This window comes from Variovorax sp. S12S4 (genome assembly GCF_023195515.1).
Lineage (GTDB): Bacteria > Pseudomonadota > Gammaproteobacteria > Burkholderiales > Burkholderiaceae_C > Variovorax.
The window spans coordinates 5427398-5443453 of sequence record NZ_JALPKR020000002.1; the positions used below are offsets into that span (position 1 = coordinate 5427398).

The 16056-nt window shown below is 60.0% G+C and carries 20 protein-coding genes, 2 tRNA genes and 1 pseudogene; 14 read left to right on the forward strand and 9 right to left on the reverse strand.

Going from position 1 to position 16056, the window contains the following annotated elements; all coding sequences use genetic code 11:
* Nucleotides 1-39 precede the first annotated feature (39 nt).
* Both M0765_RS26630 and M0765_RS26635 read left to right on the forward strand, forming a co-directional pair.
* Complete coding sequence (locus tag M0765_RS26630) at nt 40-768, forward strand: hypothetical protein (protein WP_258507249.1); 729 nt, start codon at nt 40-42, stop codon at nt 766-768.
* Nucleotides 765-1634: a hypothetical protein gene (locus M0765_RS26635; RefSeq protein WP_258507251.1), complete on the forward strand. Its 870-nt coding sequence runs from the start codon at nt 765-767 to the stop codon at nt 1632-1634. The genes M0765_RS26630 and M0765_RS26635 overlap by 4 nt, the downstream gene beginning before the upstream one ends.
* Before the next feature lie 16 nt (nt 1635-1650).
* Here the strand turns inward: M0765_RS26635 and M0765_RS26640 are convergent, their stop codons facing one another.
* Together M0765_RS26640 and M0765_RS26645 are read right to left on the reverse strand one after the other, a co-directional pair.
* The gene (locus tag M0765_RS26640) at nt 1651-2214 is read right to left on the reverse strand and encodes a hypothetical protein (RefSeq protein WP_258507254.1); all 564 of its coding nucleotides are present in this window, start codon (nt 2212-2214) and stop codon (nt 1651-1653) included.
* Between the two features lie 38 nt (nt 2215-2252).
* Entirely contained in the window at nt 2253-3029 is a 777-nt protein-coding gene (locus M0765_RS26645; RefSeq protein ID WP_258507256.1) for a hypothetical protein, read from the reverse strand.
* A gap of 261 nt (nt 3030-3290) precedes the next feature.
* Here M0765_RS26645 and M0765_RS26650 point away from each other — a divergent pair, with 261 nt between their 5' ends.
* The gene (locus M0765_RS26650) at nt 3291-3539 is read left to right on the forward strand and encodes a hypothetical protein (RefSeq protein WP_258507257.1); all 249 of its coding nucleotides are present in this window, start codon (nt 3291-3293) and stop codon (nt 3537-3539) included.
* 19 nt (nt 3540-3558) lie between these two features.
* On the opposite strand, the gene M0765_RS26655 is transcribed toward M0765_RS26650, so the two are convergent.
* Nucleotides 3559-3647: transfer RNA gene (locus M0765_RS26655), tRNA-Leu, on the reverse strand.
* A complete protein-coding gene (locus tag M0765_RS26660) occupies nt 3638-4132 on the reverse strand; it encodes a hypothetical protein (RefSeq protein ID WP_258507263.1) in 495 nt (164 codons plus the stop codon). The genes M0765_RS26655 and M0765_RS26660 overlap by 10 nt, the downstream gene beginning before the upstream one ends.
* Nucleotides 4133-4262: 130 nt before the next feature.
* Here M0765_RS26660 and M0765_RS26665 point away from each other — a divergent pair, with 130 nt between their 5' ends.
* Together M0765_RS26665 and M0765_RS26670 are read left to right on the forward strand one after the other, a co-directional pair.
* Entirely contained in the window at nt 4263-5141 is an 879-nt protein-coding gene (locus M0765_RS26665) for a hypothetical protein (protein WP_258507265.1), read from the forward strand.
* Between the two features lie 608 nt (nt 5142-5749).
* On the forward strand, nt 5750-5947 hold the full coding sequence (locus tag M0765_RS26670) for a helix-turn-helix transcriptional regulator (protein WP_258507267.1): 198 nt from the start codon (nt 5750-5752) through the stop codon (nt 5945-5947).
* A gap of 141 nt (nt 5948-6088) precedes the next feature.
* Here M0765_RS26670 and M0765_RS26675 read toward each other — a convergent pair whose 3' ends face one another.
* Together M0765_RS26675 and M0765_RS26680 are read right to left on the reverse strand one after the other, a co-directional pair.
* A complete protein-coding gene (locus M0765_RS26675) occupies nt 6089-6430 on the reverse strand; it encodes a hypothetical protein (protein ID WP_258507269.1) in 342 nt (113 codons plus the stop codon).
* A gap of 9 nt (nt 6431-6439) precedes the next feature.
* Nucleotides 6440-7162, reverse strand: a complete 723-nt coding sequence (locus M0765_RS26680) for an Arc family DNA-binding protein (RefSeq protein ID WP_258507270.1) — start codon at nt 7160-7162, stop codon at nt 6440-6442.
* 95 nt (nt 7163-7257) lie between these two features.
* On the opposite strand from M0765_RS26680, the gene M0765_RS26685 reads away from it, so the two are divergent.
* From M0765_RS26685 to M0765_RS26715, 7 genes are all read left to right on the forward strand, one after another.
* A complete protein-coding gene (locus M0765_RS26685; protein ID WP_258507271.1) occupies nt 7258-7440 on the forward strand; it encodes an Arc family DNA-binding protein in 183 nt (60 codons plus the stop codon).
* Nucleotides 7437-8210, forward strand: coding sequence for a BRO-N domain-containing protein (locus tag M0765_RS26690; RefSeq protein ID WP_258507272.1), 774 nt, complete (start codon nt 7437-7439; stop codon nt 8208-8210). The genes M0765_RS26685 and M0765_RS26690 overlap by 4 nt, the downstream gene beginning before the upstream one ends.
* A 287-nt stretch (nt 8211-8497) precedes the next feature.
* Nucleotides 8498-8728 carry a hypothetical protein gene (locus tag M0765_RS26695; RefSeq protein WP_258507274.1) on the forward strand — a complete coding sequence of 77 codons (231 nt, stop codon included), beginning with the start codon at nt 8498-8500 and terminating at the stop codon, nt 8726-8728.
* Complete coding sequence (locus M0765_RS26700; protein WP_258507275.1) at nt 8725-9948, forward strand: hypothetical protein; 1224 nt, start codon at nt 8725-8727, stop codon at nt 9946-9948. Before M0765_RS26695 ends, M0765_RS26700 begins: the two co-directional genes overlap by 4 nt.
* A complete protein-coding gene (locus M0765_RS26705; protein ID WP_258507276.1) occupies nt 9945-10604 on the forward strand; it encodes a hypothetical protein in 660 nt (219 codons plus the stop codon). Before M0765_RS26700 ends, M0765_RS26705 begins: the two co-directional genes overlap by 4 nt.
* On the forward strand, nt 10601-10819 hold the full coding sequence (locus M0765_RS26710) for a hypothetical protein (RefSeq protein WP_258507277.1): 219 nt from the start codon (nt 10601-10603) through the stop codon (nt 10817-10819). Before M0765_RS26705 ends, M0765_RS26710 begins: the two co-directional genes overlap by 4 nt.
* Entirely contained in the window at nt 10816-11076 is a 261-nt protein-coding gene (locus M0765_RS26715; RefSeq protein ID WP_258507278.1) for a helix-turn-helix transcriptional regulator, read from the forward strand. Before M0765_RS26710 ends, M0765_RS26715 begins: the two co-directional genes overlap by 4 nt.
* Here the strand turns inward: M0765_RS26715 and M0765_RS26720 are convergent.
* On the reverse strand, nt 11049-12347 hold the full coding sequence (locus M0765_RS26720; RefSeq protein WP_258507280.1) for a tyrosine-type recombinase/integrase: 1299 nt from the start codon (nt 12345-12347) through the stop codon (nt 11049-11051). The two genes, M0765_RS26715 and M0765_RS26720, sit on opposite strands and share 28 nt — an antisense overlap.
* A gap of 225 nt (nt 12348-12572) precedes the next feature.
* Here M0765_RS26720 and M0765_RS26725 point away from each other — a divergent pair.
* Nucleotides 12573-12646 (forward strand) — tRNA-Gly (locus M0765_RS26725).
* Nucleotides 12647-12935: 289 nt separating this feature from the next.
* Nucleotides 12936-14168, forward strand: coding sequence for an acyl-CoA dehydrogenase family protein (locus M0765_RS26730; RefSeq protein ID WP_258507281.1), 1233 nt, complete (start codon nt 12936-12938; stop codon nt 14166-14168).
* A gap of 40 nt (nt 14169-14208) precedes the next feature.
* On the opposite strand, the pseudogene M0765_RS29590 reads toward M0765_RS26730, so the two are convergent.
* Nucleotides 14209-14975 (reverse strand): annotated as a pseudogene (locus M0765_RS29590) (TIGR04325 family methyltransferase).
* Nucleotides 14976-15010: 35 nt separating this feature from the next.
* Complete coding sequence (locus M0765_RS26745; protein ID WP_258507285.1) at nt 15011-15898, reverse strand: class I SAM-dependent methyltransferase; 888 nt, start codon at nt 15896-15898, stop codon at nt 15011-15013.
* Nucleotides 15899-16056: the final 158 nt, after the last annotated feature.

The window sequence follows — 16056 nt, forward strand, 5'->3', positions numbered from 1 at the left end:
CTTCGCCGATCTTACGAAGTTCAAAGCCGACAGATTGAAATGAGCCTCTTCGAACTCCGCGTGACAGCACTAGTTCCCGCGTTGGGAAATGGGAGAACGCTGAAAACCAATGCCATCGCCGAAGATGGCTTCGACTACGCAGTCAAGGCCATCACTGATGATCCCATGCTGCCATGTTCGGAGTGGCTTAGCTATCAACTTGCCCAATCGGTGGCTCTGAGTTGCCCTGCATGCGCTATCTTGATCATGCCCGATGGGACCCGTGCCTTCGGGAGCCGCATTCAACCTGGTTTGACACGCATGGAGGAAGCCATACAAAGTGGCGTCCGGCCGGAGGACTTCTTAGCTGACTGTGCAGATCGATTGAGTGTGGCCTACGCGCTCGACGTTTTCATCGCGAACATTGACAGGCATTTTGGCAACTTTCTCTTTGGCACTAACAGCCTGAACAAACGTACGGCGATGCCGATCGACTACTCGCATGCACTCCTTGTTGGCGGGTGGCCACTGCGGGACATCATTGGCAAGCACAATGCCACCACATTGCATATGGCGATCCTCCGTCTAATGAACTTGTGGCGCTCCCCACAAGCACTCATGGCCCTAGGAACACTCTCGCAAGTCAAAAAGGATCAAGTCGGTCAGTGGCTTCTGGGCATGCCCCCATCATGGCTGCACCCGGAGAAAATCGAGGCGATTGTTACCTGGTGGGGAGGCGAGGATTTCCACGCGCGCGTGTCAAAATGCGTGCAGTATTGCCAGCCATGAAAGTGGACGTCTTCAGCCCCTTCGTCCTCCTTCGCGCCGTTGATCCGGTACGTGGAGAGAGCCTCAACGCGGGCGTTGTTTTGTTCACCCCAACTGGTGCCTTGGTAGCAGCCGCGCCAGACGCCGCCCGGATAAAAGCCCTGCATCCGGACTTCGTGGCCCTCTCGATGTCGGCGTGGGCTGAGCGACTGCAAGAATCGATTAATTCGCTCGCCAAATCTTTGCCTGAGATCGCGCAGCAGATTGCTATGCTGCCCCTCCTTTGCCAACCTTTCGTTGCGGATACAGAGCCCGGTACGACCCTGCTTAATCTCGACCGCCCGCAAGAGACTCTTGACGCGCTGATGGCATGGCAAGTTCTTGCACGTCAAGTAACGGTTCGCGCGAAGAGAGACCGCGTCAAGAGGCAATCGAAGCTAACCTCGCAGATGCGTTCCTGGTTCCGTTCCGCAAAGGTCTTCAGTACCAATCCAGAAGACCTTAGCAAAGGGCGCGTGGTCGCAAACTTTCCGGTGGATGCTCGCGATGACCTATACGCCGATTTCGCAGTGAAAACCGGCCGCTTACATGTCCTGGAGACGCTGGACCTGAGAGGCATCGATCACCTCACCCCGTCTATTCGCGGAGACGCAGCCGTGAAGGGCTTCACCCTTGATGAAGCGAGGACCGCGGTAGATGGCGATCGTATCGCGGTGGTAAGTGCATCCAACTACGACATTGCGCGGCCCGCAATCAAGATGATCGAACGCAACGCGACCAATTTGTATGTGATGGAAAGTCCAAAAGACAAGCAGGCGTTCGTTGACTTTATGCACCAGGCGCTTCACAACGACGCGCTACCTGACCTTGTGCTCACTAGACCTTGAGTGACGAACTAGCAGATCAAATTGCCGCTTCACCTCTCAGTTGAAGAGCCTGTCGCACATCCTCAGAAGAGTACTGCGCTACGGAAGTTACCGATGGCAGTGCCCTAAGGATCCAGTCGCTTTCCTTCAGGGGCACCATGAAAGGGATCTCTGCGCAAGTCATTCGATGGGCTACGGTCAGCCTATGTTTTCCGTCAATCACCAATCCCAAGCGCGACGAAGCACGTACGCTTAGAAGCATTGGTGCCAATCCCTCGGATCGTTCCCAGTGTTGTATGACGCGCACGATCTTGTCGAGCGTATGGTCTTCTTTATTCCACAGCGTTGACCCATCGTAGACGGCTGGTTCGTAGAGCAAGTTCCAAACATCGCAGAATGGTGCTCGAAAAACCGCGACGCCGCTATCTATCCATGAAGCATCGATGTCGCACATTGCAATGGACTCGACACTGCAATCCCAGGTGGGATTCACCTGAGGCGTATGGCGACGGTACTTTTTGACTAGCTGGTCGAGTTTCTTCCGCGCATCCACTTGCCGCTGTTGATCGTCCAGAAATATTTGGAGCTCGCTACGAGACATGCCAGTTCAAGAAGTTTCAGTCGCATTGTGCCGCGCGACTACCACCGCCCATCCAAAATGATTTGTGACACCTGCAGCCTCTGAGGTTCTGGCTCAAAGCTGAACTGGATAGACACGTACTCGGCGCACTTCCCGAGGAGCGCCTCACCGCTCTGGCTGTAGAGGTCGGCGCATACCGTCAGCTCCAGTGGTGCGCAGAAGGTCCAAGGCCACCTCGTGGTGTCCTGGATGTAGTCGAAGTGCCGCTTGACTGCAAAAGCGATAGCTATCGCCGCAGCCTCACCCCATCTCCGCCCGCGATAAGTCGGCGCGATCCAGGCTTGGTCTAGCTCGACCTCCAAATGGGCTAAATCGTCCTCGATGTCGAACGCCCTCGCCCACCACTTGAACGAGAACGAGACGAATCCCACCGCAGGGCCTCCGGCTCGTTCGGTGATGACCGCCATCAGCTCGGTGGTCAAAAAGGCGCTCTCTGCCGAACGAACTGATTGCACCTTCCCGTCACGGGCCGAGTACATCTCAAGCTCCGTCCCGAGTGCACGCTGATTTGCCGGCCGCAAAGGCGATGCGCTGAGCCGGCTAACGCCCTCCTCCACTTCGTGCGTCTTGTCCGCACCATGCAGTTCCCGGAGTTGGCTGCACCAGGTGCGAAGCTGAACGCAGGGACGTGTGACGATGTAGACCACTCCTTTAGCCTCCTCAAGCGGCTCGTCGTCGTCCCACGCGACGGGCGTTACAGCGTCAGGGTAGACCGGGTCAATCGGCTTGGTCAGCCGCAGGAACAGAGGATGGCGTCGGCCGCGAGGTTGAGGCATGCGCTCTTGTAGCGCGGAACCTCAGAAAGCTTGAACACGGGCTTTTCGGTCGTGATTTTTGGCATGATCGAACGCTCTTCGCAACGATTCAAATCTGACAATGGCCGCTCGACGCTTGCTCTGCGTTATCTCTCTCGTATTCTTGGCCGGCTGTGTGGCGCCGTCGCTCCGAGGAGAACATGAGGACCGATTCAAGTTCCGTGCTGCCGGCGCGATCCCCCGGACAAGGTCCTCGCATTCTTGGAATGTGTTCAAGACGGATTGACCGCCGAGCAGCGCTACGTCAACACCGTTGTTTCCCAGACAAGACGGGTCAATGGCTACCGCGTTGATCTGAAGTCTGAGAAATATCTCCTGCTCAGCGCTGACGTGCTCGAAGACGGCCGCACGCAGCTGGTCGAAGGTCCCGCGGCTGGGATGATCCCAACGGGATCCGAGATCGGACGGTATGAGGATTGTGTGAAACGGTTCGGCAAGCCGCTCAGCGAGAGCCCCATACCCCGCGGCTGAAGGGGGCGGGATTTTCATTCCCGGGGCCGGAATCGAACCGGCACACCTTTCGGTGGGGGATTTTGAGTCCCCTAGCTTTACTGGCTGCCCGTCGTTCGCTATCTCCGACAGCCGCCAACCTGCTTGGTCGGAATCTCTAGCTTCTCGCCGTTCTCGGTTGGCTGTTCGTAGAGCTCGTACGTGCAGTAGAAGACCTTTTCTTTGAGGTCCGAGATGTACGAGGCACCCGCCTTGGGAATGAACGAGTGCGAGTAGCCGCAGCTACTCCCGACGTAGCCAGTGTCGTTCCTGTGACGGACGAACACGCGCACACCGGCGGGAATCTCCACCCATCGCCAGGTTTTCGCCTCGCCCTCCTCCCCGCAGTCTGACAGGGACAGCGTTGCCGAGATCCGGTTGGCGTCATCGTAAAACTTGATTCGCGCCTTCGATTCGGTCGGCGGAAATTCGAAAGGCTTCAGCGGCTTCGTAGGAGCACAGGCGCCTAGGCAGGCAACCAGCGGCAGCAAGGCAAGAACAGCGCGCATCTTCGAGGTCCGGTGTTGGGGCCCGGCAGCATACACGCCGCGTTGCGAGGCCGGCGCCTCAACCATTGGTCGCCCTTCCCTCGTGTTGATGGCAATATCACGGGTGTGATTTAGCAATGCACAAGGCCGACCTCTAGAACCGATAAATCTAGTGGATTCGTGCGGCAACCACTGATCAGATTCGCGGAGGATTCGTGTGACGAATATCGAGCCTACGAGTGAGGGCGGGAAGCCGACTGGTGATCCTGCTGACGAAACCAGGTCTAGTAGACAGAAGGAAAACTTCCACGCAGATCTCGATTTTGGAGTCCTAGACTATCTAGCTCTGCCCAGTTTCGGCGACGGTTACTTCAGTCTAGCTGACGCTGCGATGCTCGCCGCACTTGATGATTGGTGGTGGAACTTTGGCGAAGGCGGCGATCCCGATTTCTCGGATTTGATTGCCGATCAGAAAGCTAGAGCAGTGGCACAACCGATGCAACAGTTAGTTGTCAAAGCGCTGGTGCGGTCGATTGCGCTCAAGGAACTCGACGCACACGTCTTGGCTCGGGATCTCGCAACCTCTGAAGCCGTGCCGGAGCGGACGTATGCACACATTCTTGACATCGTGGACTGTCTAGAGAAGTACGGGATCGGCGAAGGTCACCTGATGCAGACAGCGAAGTCGTTGGACGACGAGGACTTCTACGAGGTCGCCACCGCTGTGTCCCGAAGGCGAGCCGCGATTCGCATGGGTATTAGCTCTGACCCCGAAGAGATCCCCAACGAAAACCCGTTCGCGGTCATTGAAGTCCTGCGCAAAGAGCTGCGGGCCAAGAAGCTCCAGATTGCACACTTGGAGCAGCAAGGCTCAACTCGCATCGGTGATGCAAGACCACTTGGGGCTAGGCAACGGAACAACTTGCACAGGGCAATTGGGGCGTTGTTAGCTCTACTTCTTCCGCATTACAACGACAAGCAAGACGCCTTGATAGCCGAGATCGAATCACGCTTCAGCGGGAACGAGGGGCTTTCGAAACGTACGCTGGAATCAATTTTCCCTCTGGCCAAAAAGGCGCTGAGCGCTGAACACTGAATGACCGCACTTGCGGTCGAAGACGCCGCACCTGCGGTTACCTAAAGGCCCAAACTAACGATAGTCCGTCTCGTACCGCAGCACATCGGATGCACCGCGGTGAAGCATTGCGGGCAATCACCGTGACGGTCTACGGCGATTCTTACAGGGCATGCACAGCTACAAGATTTGCACCAATAAGCCAGCATCGAAATCCGGATCGAAGAGATGCAGAAGTCACAGCCGACGGGAGTTCAGTGACGCTGCTCCTGCGACGAGAAGGATTACCACTCGACTACAAGCACGACGACCGCGGGATTGGCCAACAGAAAGGCCGTTCAGACGTGGCTTTTCTTTTTATGCGCCGAAGGTTTGCTGTGCGCTGCATCGGAAGATCACCGCTTATTCACAACCTTGTCCACGGAGGAGGAGGTTTGTACCGGTTAGCATTCTTAGAACCGATTGGAGTACTGGGGTGCTTAACCACAGCCCAAAGGCAAGGGCCGCTAGCGGTTGACGCAAGCGGCCCTCTTGAGCACCCGAACCCGAAAGAACTGGCACCCGTCTGGCGAGACAGGGAGCAGTTTAAACCGGGTTCGGGAAGTTTTGGCTTTGAACTGAAAGCACCTATGACCCGTGACAGTGATCCCACTCCGCCAGCCGACAGGCTGCTACGCCTTCCAGACGTCCTCACCAAAGTGCCGGTCGGCCGCGCTTCTTGGTGGAAAGGTGTCAAGGACGGCCGCTACCCCGCCGCCATCAAGCTGGGCCCGCGCACGAGCGCTTGGCGCGCGTCCGACATCGACAAGCTGATCGCTTCTCTCTAGGCAGGGAGATCAATCATGACCAAGATTGCGGCGGGCAACCGTCGGCGGAGCGCTGCGCGGCGTACGGAACACCTCGCGAACAAGCGTCACAACTTGACGACGCAACTGAGCCCTCTAGGCGCTGATGCAGAAAAATTGCGGTCAGGAGGGCTGGGAAGCAGCCTCGCGGTAGGCCCGCTTCCATCGCATCAAATCGTCCGCCAAATTCGCCACAGAGACAACGATCAAAAGAGTCAGCCCCATAGCAACCAACACATCCGTTTTCGTTGCGGGTTTGCTATTCAGGAAAAGGTCAAACGCGAAGTAGATGCCGAAGATGGCCGAAGCCAAATCGACAAGGACCGGTACAGCCTTCCAGCTCAGGAGGTTGTAAAGCCTGTCGCCGTGCTTATCGAGCCAACGCTTCATCAAGTACTTGCCGGTCTCAACCAGGATGAAGGCAATGACGCCCCATGCGATATACCAAGGGTTGAATTCAGTCATACGAGACGCTCAGGGTTTCGGCTTGCGGGCATTCGGGCTGCGTTTCGGGCCTCTGTTGGCCGGCGGGGGTGGCGGGCTACGCGGAACGATGACCTTGTCCAAAATCGTTCCAGCCAATGGGAACTCACGGTTTTCGGGAGACATGCGGCCGATGTTGCCAACCAGCAGCACCTTGTTGATCGATCCCTTCGAACTAGCCTCTCGTGCGGTCACGCCCTCTCGGATGCGCCGCTCAACCACCTCTCGAGCTTCGGTTATGTGACGCCTCATGCCGTCAAGGTGCTCAAGCACCGCTTGCCGCTCACGGACGATGACGTTCAGTTCTTGCACCTGCATCTCCGCATCGCGCTGGACAGCCTTGAATTGCCGAATGCTTTCTTCAGCACGAGCGAAGTCCTCGTCGGTTTTAGCTTCGCGGGTGAGCCGCTCCGACTCCTGAGCGATCAAACGCGCGCGCACATCAAGCCCATCGAGTCGGCTCTTCACCAACTCGATTCGCATGTCCAACATGGACACGCGAGACTGCACAAGTTGCACCTGCGCCTCAAGGTATTGATCCATGGTTTCGCGCGGGGCGGCTGCCTGCGCAAGCGACGCCTCAAGCCGCGAGACGATCTCTGCGTTATAGCTTCGCCCAGAAGCTTGCGCAGCCGCGTGCATAGCCTCGTGCACCTCGGGAGGCAGTCGGAGTGCCGTTTTCACGAAGTTCTTCTGGTCGATGCTTGTAGCCATGCCTCCATGATAGTCCCTCAAAAATCGTCGGGTATTGCCTCCATGACGGAAGCACGATACAGTCGATTCAATGCCTCCATTATGGAAACACTTAAATGAGCAGCCAGAAAGACTTTGTGAAAACCGCCCTGCGTCTGCCTCCTGACCTCCATGCATCGCTCCATGGGTCCGCCAAGGAAAGCGAACGAACCTTCAACGCCGAAATCCTCCATCGCCTGCGCTCGAGCTTCAAGGCTAGACGCGTTCCGCATCCCGTCACCTCGAAAGGAACTCTGTGACCACCATCGTCCCCTTTAACTTCGATGGCGCCGCCGTCCGCGCGCTTGAAATCGACAACGAGCCCTACTTCGTCGGAAAGGATGTCGCCGGAGCCCTGGGCTACAGCGATGCGACCACGGCGATCCGGTCGCACTGCCGCGGGGTGCAAAAGCTGCACCCCATCTCCGACAGCCTCGGCCGCATGCAAGAGACCCGCCTCCTTTCTGAACCCGACGTCCTGCGTCTGATCGTGAACAGCACTCTTCCGGCTGCAGAGCGGTTCGAGCGCTGGGTGTTCGAAGAAGTGCTCCCGTCGATCCGCAAGACGGGCAGCTACTCGTCCCCGAAAGCCGCGCCCTCGCCTGTCCGACTGGCTTACGACGCCGCCAAAGCCTTCCCGCCGCTGTTCCGCGTTGCTCGCCTACTGGGTTGCGACAAGAACGCTGCGGCCATCAGCGCCAATCAAATGGTGCGCAAGCTCACCGACGTGAACCTGCTCGAAGGTCTGGGCCAGGTGCATCTCGAAGCCGAGAAGCAGGACACTCAGTTCTTCACGCCCACCGAACTCGGCAAACGCATCGGCGCCAGCGCCCGCGGTGTGAACCTCCTGCTCGCGGAGGCTGGTATGCAGATGAAGCGCGGCGACGTTTGGGAAGTGACCGATGCCGGACGCGAGTTCGCGCGCATTCTGGACACCGGCAAGAAGCACGGCAGCGGCGTCCCGATTCAGCAGGTCAAGTGGAGCCCCAATGTGCTGCCCCTGCTCGGCAGCGAAAAGGAGGCTGCGTGAACTCGCTCGAAAAAAATACTCGATTCGCACCTAGCGCGATTCGAACGACGATTGCTATCGTAATAGCAGACCTCGAAAAAGGCGAAACCGGCATGCGCTTGGACCCGCATCCGGCTTCTGTGACCCGAAACCCCTGTGACAAGGAAACGAATCATGCCCAATGATGCCACGCTCGCGCAGGCAGGCGCAACCGAGCCCCCTCCCCTCCTCGGATGGGAGTAATCACTGGTGAGCCAATGCCCCATCCCCGGATCGCATTCGACTCGTCGGCGTACGACACGCTCACGATGCGCACCACGGAGGTCCAGGCACTCGCCTCGTGCGTGGTCTGCCTCACTGCAGTGGAGAAATCTGAGGATGGTCGCTTCAGCGGCTACGAACTGACCGACGACGCGCTGCCGCTACTCGGCGGCGTGATCATGCGGCTCGCCCGAGAAGCCGAAACCGCCAGCCATCAGCTGTGGGACCAGTACCAGCAAGCCAGTGCAATCGCCAACGGTCGTGGGGTGCAGCAATGAACGCCGTTGCCATCAAACCCCCCGCCGCGCCCGCCACGGTCCGCACCCCAACTGAGAAGGTGTCCCCGAAATGGCATACGGCTGCCTATGCCGGTCGCGCTGCGGTTACGAAGCTGCTCACCGAGGCGCTGGGCCTCAGCAAAGACGCAAACGAAGACTCGTCTGGCTGGGCACACCGCCTGATCTCGAACGCGATCACGAGCAACGAGACGAGCGGCGACGATACCCAGTACGAAATTGCAGACACTGCATGCAACGTCGAGGCCGCGCTGCAAGGCGTGTTGAACCTCCCCGACGATCCGGTGGTGCCCGTTGTTCGCGCCAAGCTCGAGCACGCGATTTCCATCCTCGAAGCAATCGCAACGTTCAACGCCGAGGAAATCAGTGCCGCAATCGAGACGGCGCCCAGCGCGGCCCTTGGAACTCTGGTTTCGGTCGGCCCCAATGGTCGCAAGCCGAACGCCACCTACGTCGCAGCCACCGGCGACGATTGGAAGGCGCGACTGGCGACACTGCAGGCCGCGTGTACTGAAGCCGACGAAAAGCTGGAAATGGCCTATGACGCCGCAGAGCGCGGCGAACCGGTTGACACGCTTCTCGACCACATCAACCACGCGCTACTTCCCGATGCGGTGCGCCCGATGTTCCTGGGGCAGCCCACGAAGGCCGATGCGGCGGCAACCTATGACGCACTGTTCGCCCCGCTCGCCTGCCTCGAAGGTGCGCTAGCCCTGGCGGCTGGCACCGTGATTCACGGCACGCTGAAGGAAGCCTTCGATCTGCTCGATTGGGCGCAGACGGAATGCGACGGCGCAGCGCTTGGAAAACTGCTGCCGGCGCAAGCCGAGCAGGACGACCGTCAACACTCCGAGCGCGAGACTGCCCCGAGCCATTCGTTCGAGGCGAACGGCATCGAAGACGGCGCCTACCTGATCGCGAATGAGGCCATCGCAATCATTCGGGCGCGCGCCGAGGAGGTCGGCTCCGATCTGGTCTACGGAGCGATCTACGTGGCCGAGCGCGCAAAGGACATTCTTGGTGAAGGCATCCACGCCCGCGACGTTCAGATGTGCGAGGACGCCTCCGCCCCTCTCGCTGTCGCCATCGCAGTGCTCGAAGCGGGTGTCCATGCGCACGACGATGTTGCGCTGCACGGTGCGCTGCGTCTCTTGGAACTGGCCAAGACCTCCCTCGACGACGCTATCGCGGAGGTCCAATGAAAGCGGTAAACGATAACCCTGGCGTCGAGTTCGACGCGGGCGTGAGCGGTGATCGCTACAGCGGCAGCGTAGAAGCCCTGATCGCGGCCGGCATCATCACCGCGGAGCACCTTCCCGCCGCCACCTCAGTGACCTTCTTCAATGGCGTTCAAGTCGATGGCCGCAAGGTCAAGGCGATGCAGGATGAGCGCTGGATGCAGGTTCGGTGCGTTGGGCGCAGCCTTCGGGTCACGAAGGGGATCACCCGCGAAGAGCGCGCGCGCCGTGAGGAAGCCCGCAGGCTGGAAGTTGAAGAGCTGGCCCGCACTGCTCCGCGCAAAGATCCAGGCTTCGACGGCGTCCGAGTGATGGACTACCAGGCGAGCGCGGCGTTCGTGGTCGGCGACGAAGTGTTCGCCCACGGCAAGGCCGCTACGGTTGTCGGCCCCTACAAGCTGTATCGCGTGCGAGATGACGACGCCGGAGAGTTCAGCGACGGCAAGAGCCGTGCCGATTACCTCTACGGCTATCTATGCCGGCTGGAGAGCAACGGGGAGGAATTCTTCTATCCGGCGCATGGTGTGCGCGCGAGGTCTGGAACTGTGAGCCATCTTCGGCTGGTATCCGGCGCCGGCCCACGTCGGGAAATCGGCTTCTCGATCCGGAGCCTCGCATGACCGACATCTACACCGATGGGTCACGCCGGCTGAACCCGAACGCCGCCGGCATTATTCATGACGGCGTGATCGACGCGGACTGGCTGGCCTCCAAGGTCATGGAGAACCTCGACCAGGAGGCGCCGGAGTTCTGGGCTAACCACCCCCTCACGGATCGCGGCAACCTTCGCAACATCATCGTCCGCGTCTTCATGGACGAAGGTGCAAAGCGATGAAGAAGCCCGTTCTTCCTATCGTGCAGATCAGGCCGCTGTACTTGGCTCGTCCGGACGCAGCGGCCTTCCTGGCGATTTCGGAAAGCACGCTCGACGCTTTGGTGGCTAGGGGCGAGGCGCCCAAGCCGCGCAAGGTCAGCGCGGGCCGTACTGCGTGGCTGGTTGAGGACCTGGAGAACTGGGGGCGTGAGCGGCCGATCTCTGATCTTTTGCCGCCCAAGAACAGCGGCTACGGCCGCGCAGGCGCGCCGGTCTGACGAAGGCGCTCGAGGTGCTTGGCCAGCCGCGTTAGCCACATGCGCCGCTCGGCGTCGTAGGTGTGGGAGTTGTAAGTGCCCTCGATGACCGGCGGCAGGTGCCCGAGGATGGCCTCGGCGATTTCCTTTGGGCAACCGAGCGAGGCGAGCATGGTACGACTGGTCCGGCGCAAGTTGTGCGGCGTCCAGTTCGTGACCGGCAGCACGAGCCCATCAGCCTCGCGGCGCGCCACCTTCGCGGAATACGGCTGCAGGCCGTAGATGTAGGTTGAGAAATCGTGTTGTGTGTATTGCTCGCCGCGGGCATCTTCAAACAGCAGCCCGGAAATTCCGACCTTCTTCATACGGCGCTGAACGACTTCCAAGGCTCGGCCAATTAGCGGCACCCGAAAATCGACAGCATTTGGAAAGCGAGCATTTTTTGTCATCGCCTTTGGCACGGTCCACCACCAGCCGTCCGACTCTTTGGTGATGAATTCCGGGCGCATTCCGCAGATTTCTACGCCGCGGGCATCCGTCCAGAGATAGATCACGGTCACATCACGGCCGAGCTCGTGCATGTTGGGCAACCAGTTCAGCAACACACCGACTTCATCGTCGCGCAGCACGCGTCGCTGCTGGCCTTGGTGCTCGCCACCGACGATCTTCCCTTTGCTCTTCAGCTTGCCCTTCATGAGCGTCGGCCACCAGTTCGGCACGTCTTCGTCGATGCGGCCGGCGTCCAGCGCGCGCGCCCAGGCAGCACCGAGCATTGAGCGTAGCTTTTGGGCCGCCGTCGGCGTGGCTTTTCGGGCCTCCAGGATGTTGAAGCAGGCGGAGCGGGTCACGCCCGGAGCCGACGTCTCCGCGAACTCCGGCTCCTCCTCGAGCAGCTTCTCGAGAGCGCGCCGCGCAGCTGTGGCGCCGGCTTCCTGACGCTCGTGCTCGATGTGTTGGCTGATGTAATCCTGCACCACGTCTCGCACGGTGGGCACGCCAGCGATCGGCGGCGGCGCCATGGGCTTTCGCTGCTGGCGCTGGTATTCCTTGGGATCGATACCCGCGACACGCTTCGCGCGCAAGGTCTCCCAGGACGCTGCAGCCTCGGAAGCACGCATCTTGGGATATGGCCCGATGGAGGTCTGCTTCATCAGGCCCGTTGCCGGGGACTTGTAGCGGTAGGTCCAGGTCTGCTTTGACGCAGAGGCGACCAGGCGCAGGCCCTCGCACCCTTCCACCGTCAGGTGCTCTCCAGGCTTGAGAAGCTTGGCGGCTCGAACGTCAAAGAACATGGACCTATACTCCGGCTGTCGGCTCCCGCAGGCATGCGGAAGACGAGTGGTTTCGGGTGTAGTTTCTCTCAAAAAAACCTACGCCAAAACCTACGCCAAGGTGCCAAGTTGATAGAGGTGAGGCCGGGTGACGTTGGGAACACGGTCGAAGTTGAAACTCCAACTTTCCTCTGTAGAATCAGGCACTTAGGTCGATAACTCGTAGAAATCAACGAGTTGCCAGATGCGGGTGTAGTTCAATGGTAGAACGGCAGCTTCCCAAGCTTCATACGAGGGTTCGATTCCCTTCACCCGCTCCAAGCGCTGCGCAAATAGCTGAAACTCCGCGCGAGTAAGAGGCGCTTCGCCAGCCGCATTTACAGCACGCCCATGCCAAGCAGTGCTGTGCAAGACCCCTACAGTTCATCCCACCTGCATCGCAAGCATTCGCTAGGCCCGGGCCATGCGCAACATGCGGCCCTTCGAGAGAAAGCAACGCATTCCGCGCTGCTCCTCCGACCCGTACGCCCCGTCATGCAGGAGACAGCCGCCCAGCCCGCAGCCGGGCACCATCGAGGCACTCCCAACGCCCCTCGAAAGACGTCTCTCATGGAATTCGCCTACACGCCCAAGGTCCAGGACCTGCGCACGCGCCTGCTTGCCTTCATGGATGCGCACATCTACCCGAACGAGAAGCGCCAGGCCGAAGAGGCGCATCAGTCGTACCTCAACGCGCAAAAGAACGGCGGCTTCTACACCGGCCTGCCGCTCTTGGAAGAGCTGAAAGAAAAGGCCCGCGCGGTGGGCCTGTGGAATCTGTTCCTGCCCGAGACGGCGCACGGTGCGGGTTTGACGAACCTGGAGTACGCGCCGCTGTGCGAGATCATGGGCCGCCGCTACTGGAGCGCCGAGGCGTTCAACTGCAGCGCACCGGACACGGGCAATACCGAGGTGATCGAGCGCTATGGTTCGGCCGAGCAGAAGGCGCGCTGGCTGCAGCCGCTGCTCGACGGGCAGATCCGCTCCGCCTTTGCAATGACCGAACCGGCAGTGGCCTCTTCGGATGCCACCAACATCGCGTGCAGCATCCGGCGCGAGGGCAACGAGTACGTGATCAACGGGCGCAAGTGGTACATCACCGGCGCAATGAACGAGCGCTGCAAGCTGTTCATCCTGATGGGCAAGACGGACCCCGACAACGCCGATCGCCATCGGCAGCAGTCGATGATCATCGTGCCCGCGGACACACCCGGCATCACGGTGCTGCGCGACATGGCGCTGGTCAATCACTTCGATGCGCCGTTCGGCCATCCGGAGGTGCTGTTCGAGAACGTGCGCGTGCCGGTCGACAACATTCTGCTGGGCGAGGGCCGCGGCTTCGAAATTGCGCAGGGTCGCCTCGGGCCGGGACGCATTCACCACTGCATGCGCATGATCGGCATGGCCGAGTCGGCGCTGGAGATGATGTGCGAACGCGTGGTGTCGCGCGTGGCCTTCGGCAAGCCGCTTTCCGAACAGGGCGTGTGGCGCGAACGCATTGCCAAGAGCCGCATGCTGATCGACCAGACGCGCTGGATGGTGCTGCACGCAGCCTGGCGCATGGACACGGTGGGCAACAAGGTGGCAGCGCAGGAGATCGCGATGATCAAGGTGATTGCGCCCAACAACTGCATCCAGGTGATCGACGACGCGATGCAGGCCTTCGGTGCCATGGGCTTGAGCCAGGACACGCTGCTGGTGAACTTCTGGGCCTATGCCCGCCACCTGCGCATGGCCGATGGCCCGGACGAAGTGCACCGCAACGCGATTGCCAAGCACGAGCTCGCGCGCTACGCACATTGACAACGGCGAGAGCGCTAGCGAATAGCCCTCTCCCTGCCCCCTACCCGGCAAGGTCGAAGCAGCATCCCGCGTAATACGGTTTGTCCCCGCCCTCGACAAAGGGCACTTCGATGGGCTTGCCTTCGTTGCGCCAGGCATCGCGGCGCTTGTATCCGGCGTTTCTCAACTCGGCCCACAACTCCTCGTCGTGCTGGATGCGGTAGGGGCACACCGCAAAGCCGATGCTGTTGAGCGTGTAGATGGTGCGCTCGGGGTGAACGGCGGTCGTGTTCAGCACGATGCGCTTGGGCTTCACTGCAAGCGACGCAATGATCTTGGAGATCTGTACGGACAAGTACTGCAGGCTGCCCGATGCATACAGCACGTCGCAGCCGCTCGCATCTTCGTAGTTGGTGGTAAAGCTCAACTGCGCGGTCGCCTCGCGCCGCACGGCCAGCTCGCGCCCGGTTTGCACCACCCCGGAACATCGCAAACGGTCCAGCGCAGGTTGTCGGGGTAAGGCATCACGCGGCGAAACGCGTAGTACTTGATGCCCACGTGCCCGCCCAGGTCGAACACGCGCGACATGCCCGCGTCGATCGACCTGGAGAGCCAGAAAAGACCCGGATAGTCGTAGAAATAAATCTGGTGGCTGTAGATTTCCCAGGCCGCTTCGGCGTTGTCGTAGCCCACCGCCTTCGAAGGAGGTGCGCCTGCTTCGGCGGCGGCAAAACTCTCGAACGAACCCATGAAAAGGTTCTCGTCCTGGTTGGCCAAAAATTTGCGCTCGTAGTCGCTCGGTGTCAGGGGCATCAGGGTTGAAAGCATGGGTCGGTCTCCTCTTTGTTGTTGTGAAAACGGCTTTATTCCGCCGCCATGTTTGGCGCATCGCCGCGGCGCTTGGCTACGCACATCAATGACAACGCACTGGTAGGTGCGGACGGGCGCCGGCCGGACAGCACATTGCCCAGACGGTACTTCCATTGCGCGGGCCCCACAACGCCGCTCAGCGCTTCGGCGCCGATCTGGTGGTTGTGCGGATAAACGTGCACATCGAAGCCGAGCGGCTCCAGTGTCGACTTGAAGAACTCCTTCGTGACGCCGTCACCGGGCTGGTGATGGACTTCGGTCCTGAGGCCCCACGACTGCTGGCTGCCGGTCTTGTGAAAGCCATGCCGGATGGCCCGGTAAACCCACAGCCGCGCATCCCACATGAGCTTGGCGATGCCCTTGTAGTCCCACGCGGTGAGCTGCGGATCGTGGTCGGTTACCAAAAGGCCGTGCGGCTTGACGAGCCGGGCGCCCTCGCGCAGCACCGCAGCCATGTCGTCGCAATGGTGCAGCGACGCATTGATGGCGACGATGTCTGCCACGTGCGAGCGAAAAGGCGTGTAGGCCGCATCGGCCAGCACCGCCGTATAGCCCAGTTTTGCCGCCAGTTCCAGCGAGCCGGGGGCGACATCGACGCCCACGAGAAGCCGCGGCTTTCCGCCCACGGTGGCAAAGATGTTCCCGGGTCCGCAGCCCAGGTCGATGACAACCTTGTCCGTCCAGTCGCCGGCCGCCGCGAGCCATCGGCTCCTGAAATGCGCATCTCGATGGCAAAAATCGAGGTACTCCTGGGCCCACTGCGGATTGCCAAAATAAGTGGCGTTGGCGGTAATGGCTTCGGTTTTTCGCTCCAATCCAGACTCGTAGTAGACCCCGGATTGCTTCAATTTTGCATTTGGCAATAAGATGTCCCGGAACATTTGGAATCCTTCAAAAGTTGCGACAATCTTGAGACAAGTTATTGCTCAAGAATTACATGAACTCGGATTCCATGACGGGATTTTTTAACTTGGTTACAAGCTCGGATGATTAATAACAGGGGCCGTTTACCCTGTTTATCCATACATCCTTAGTTCTC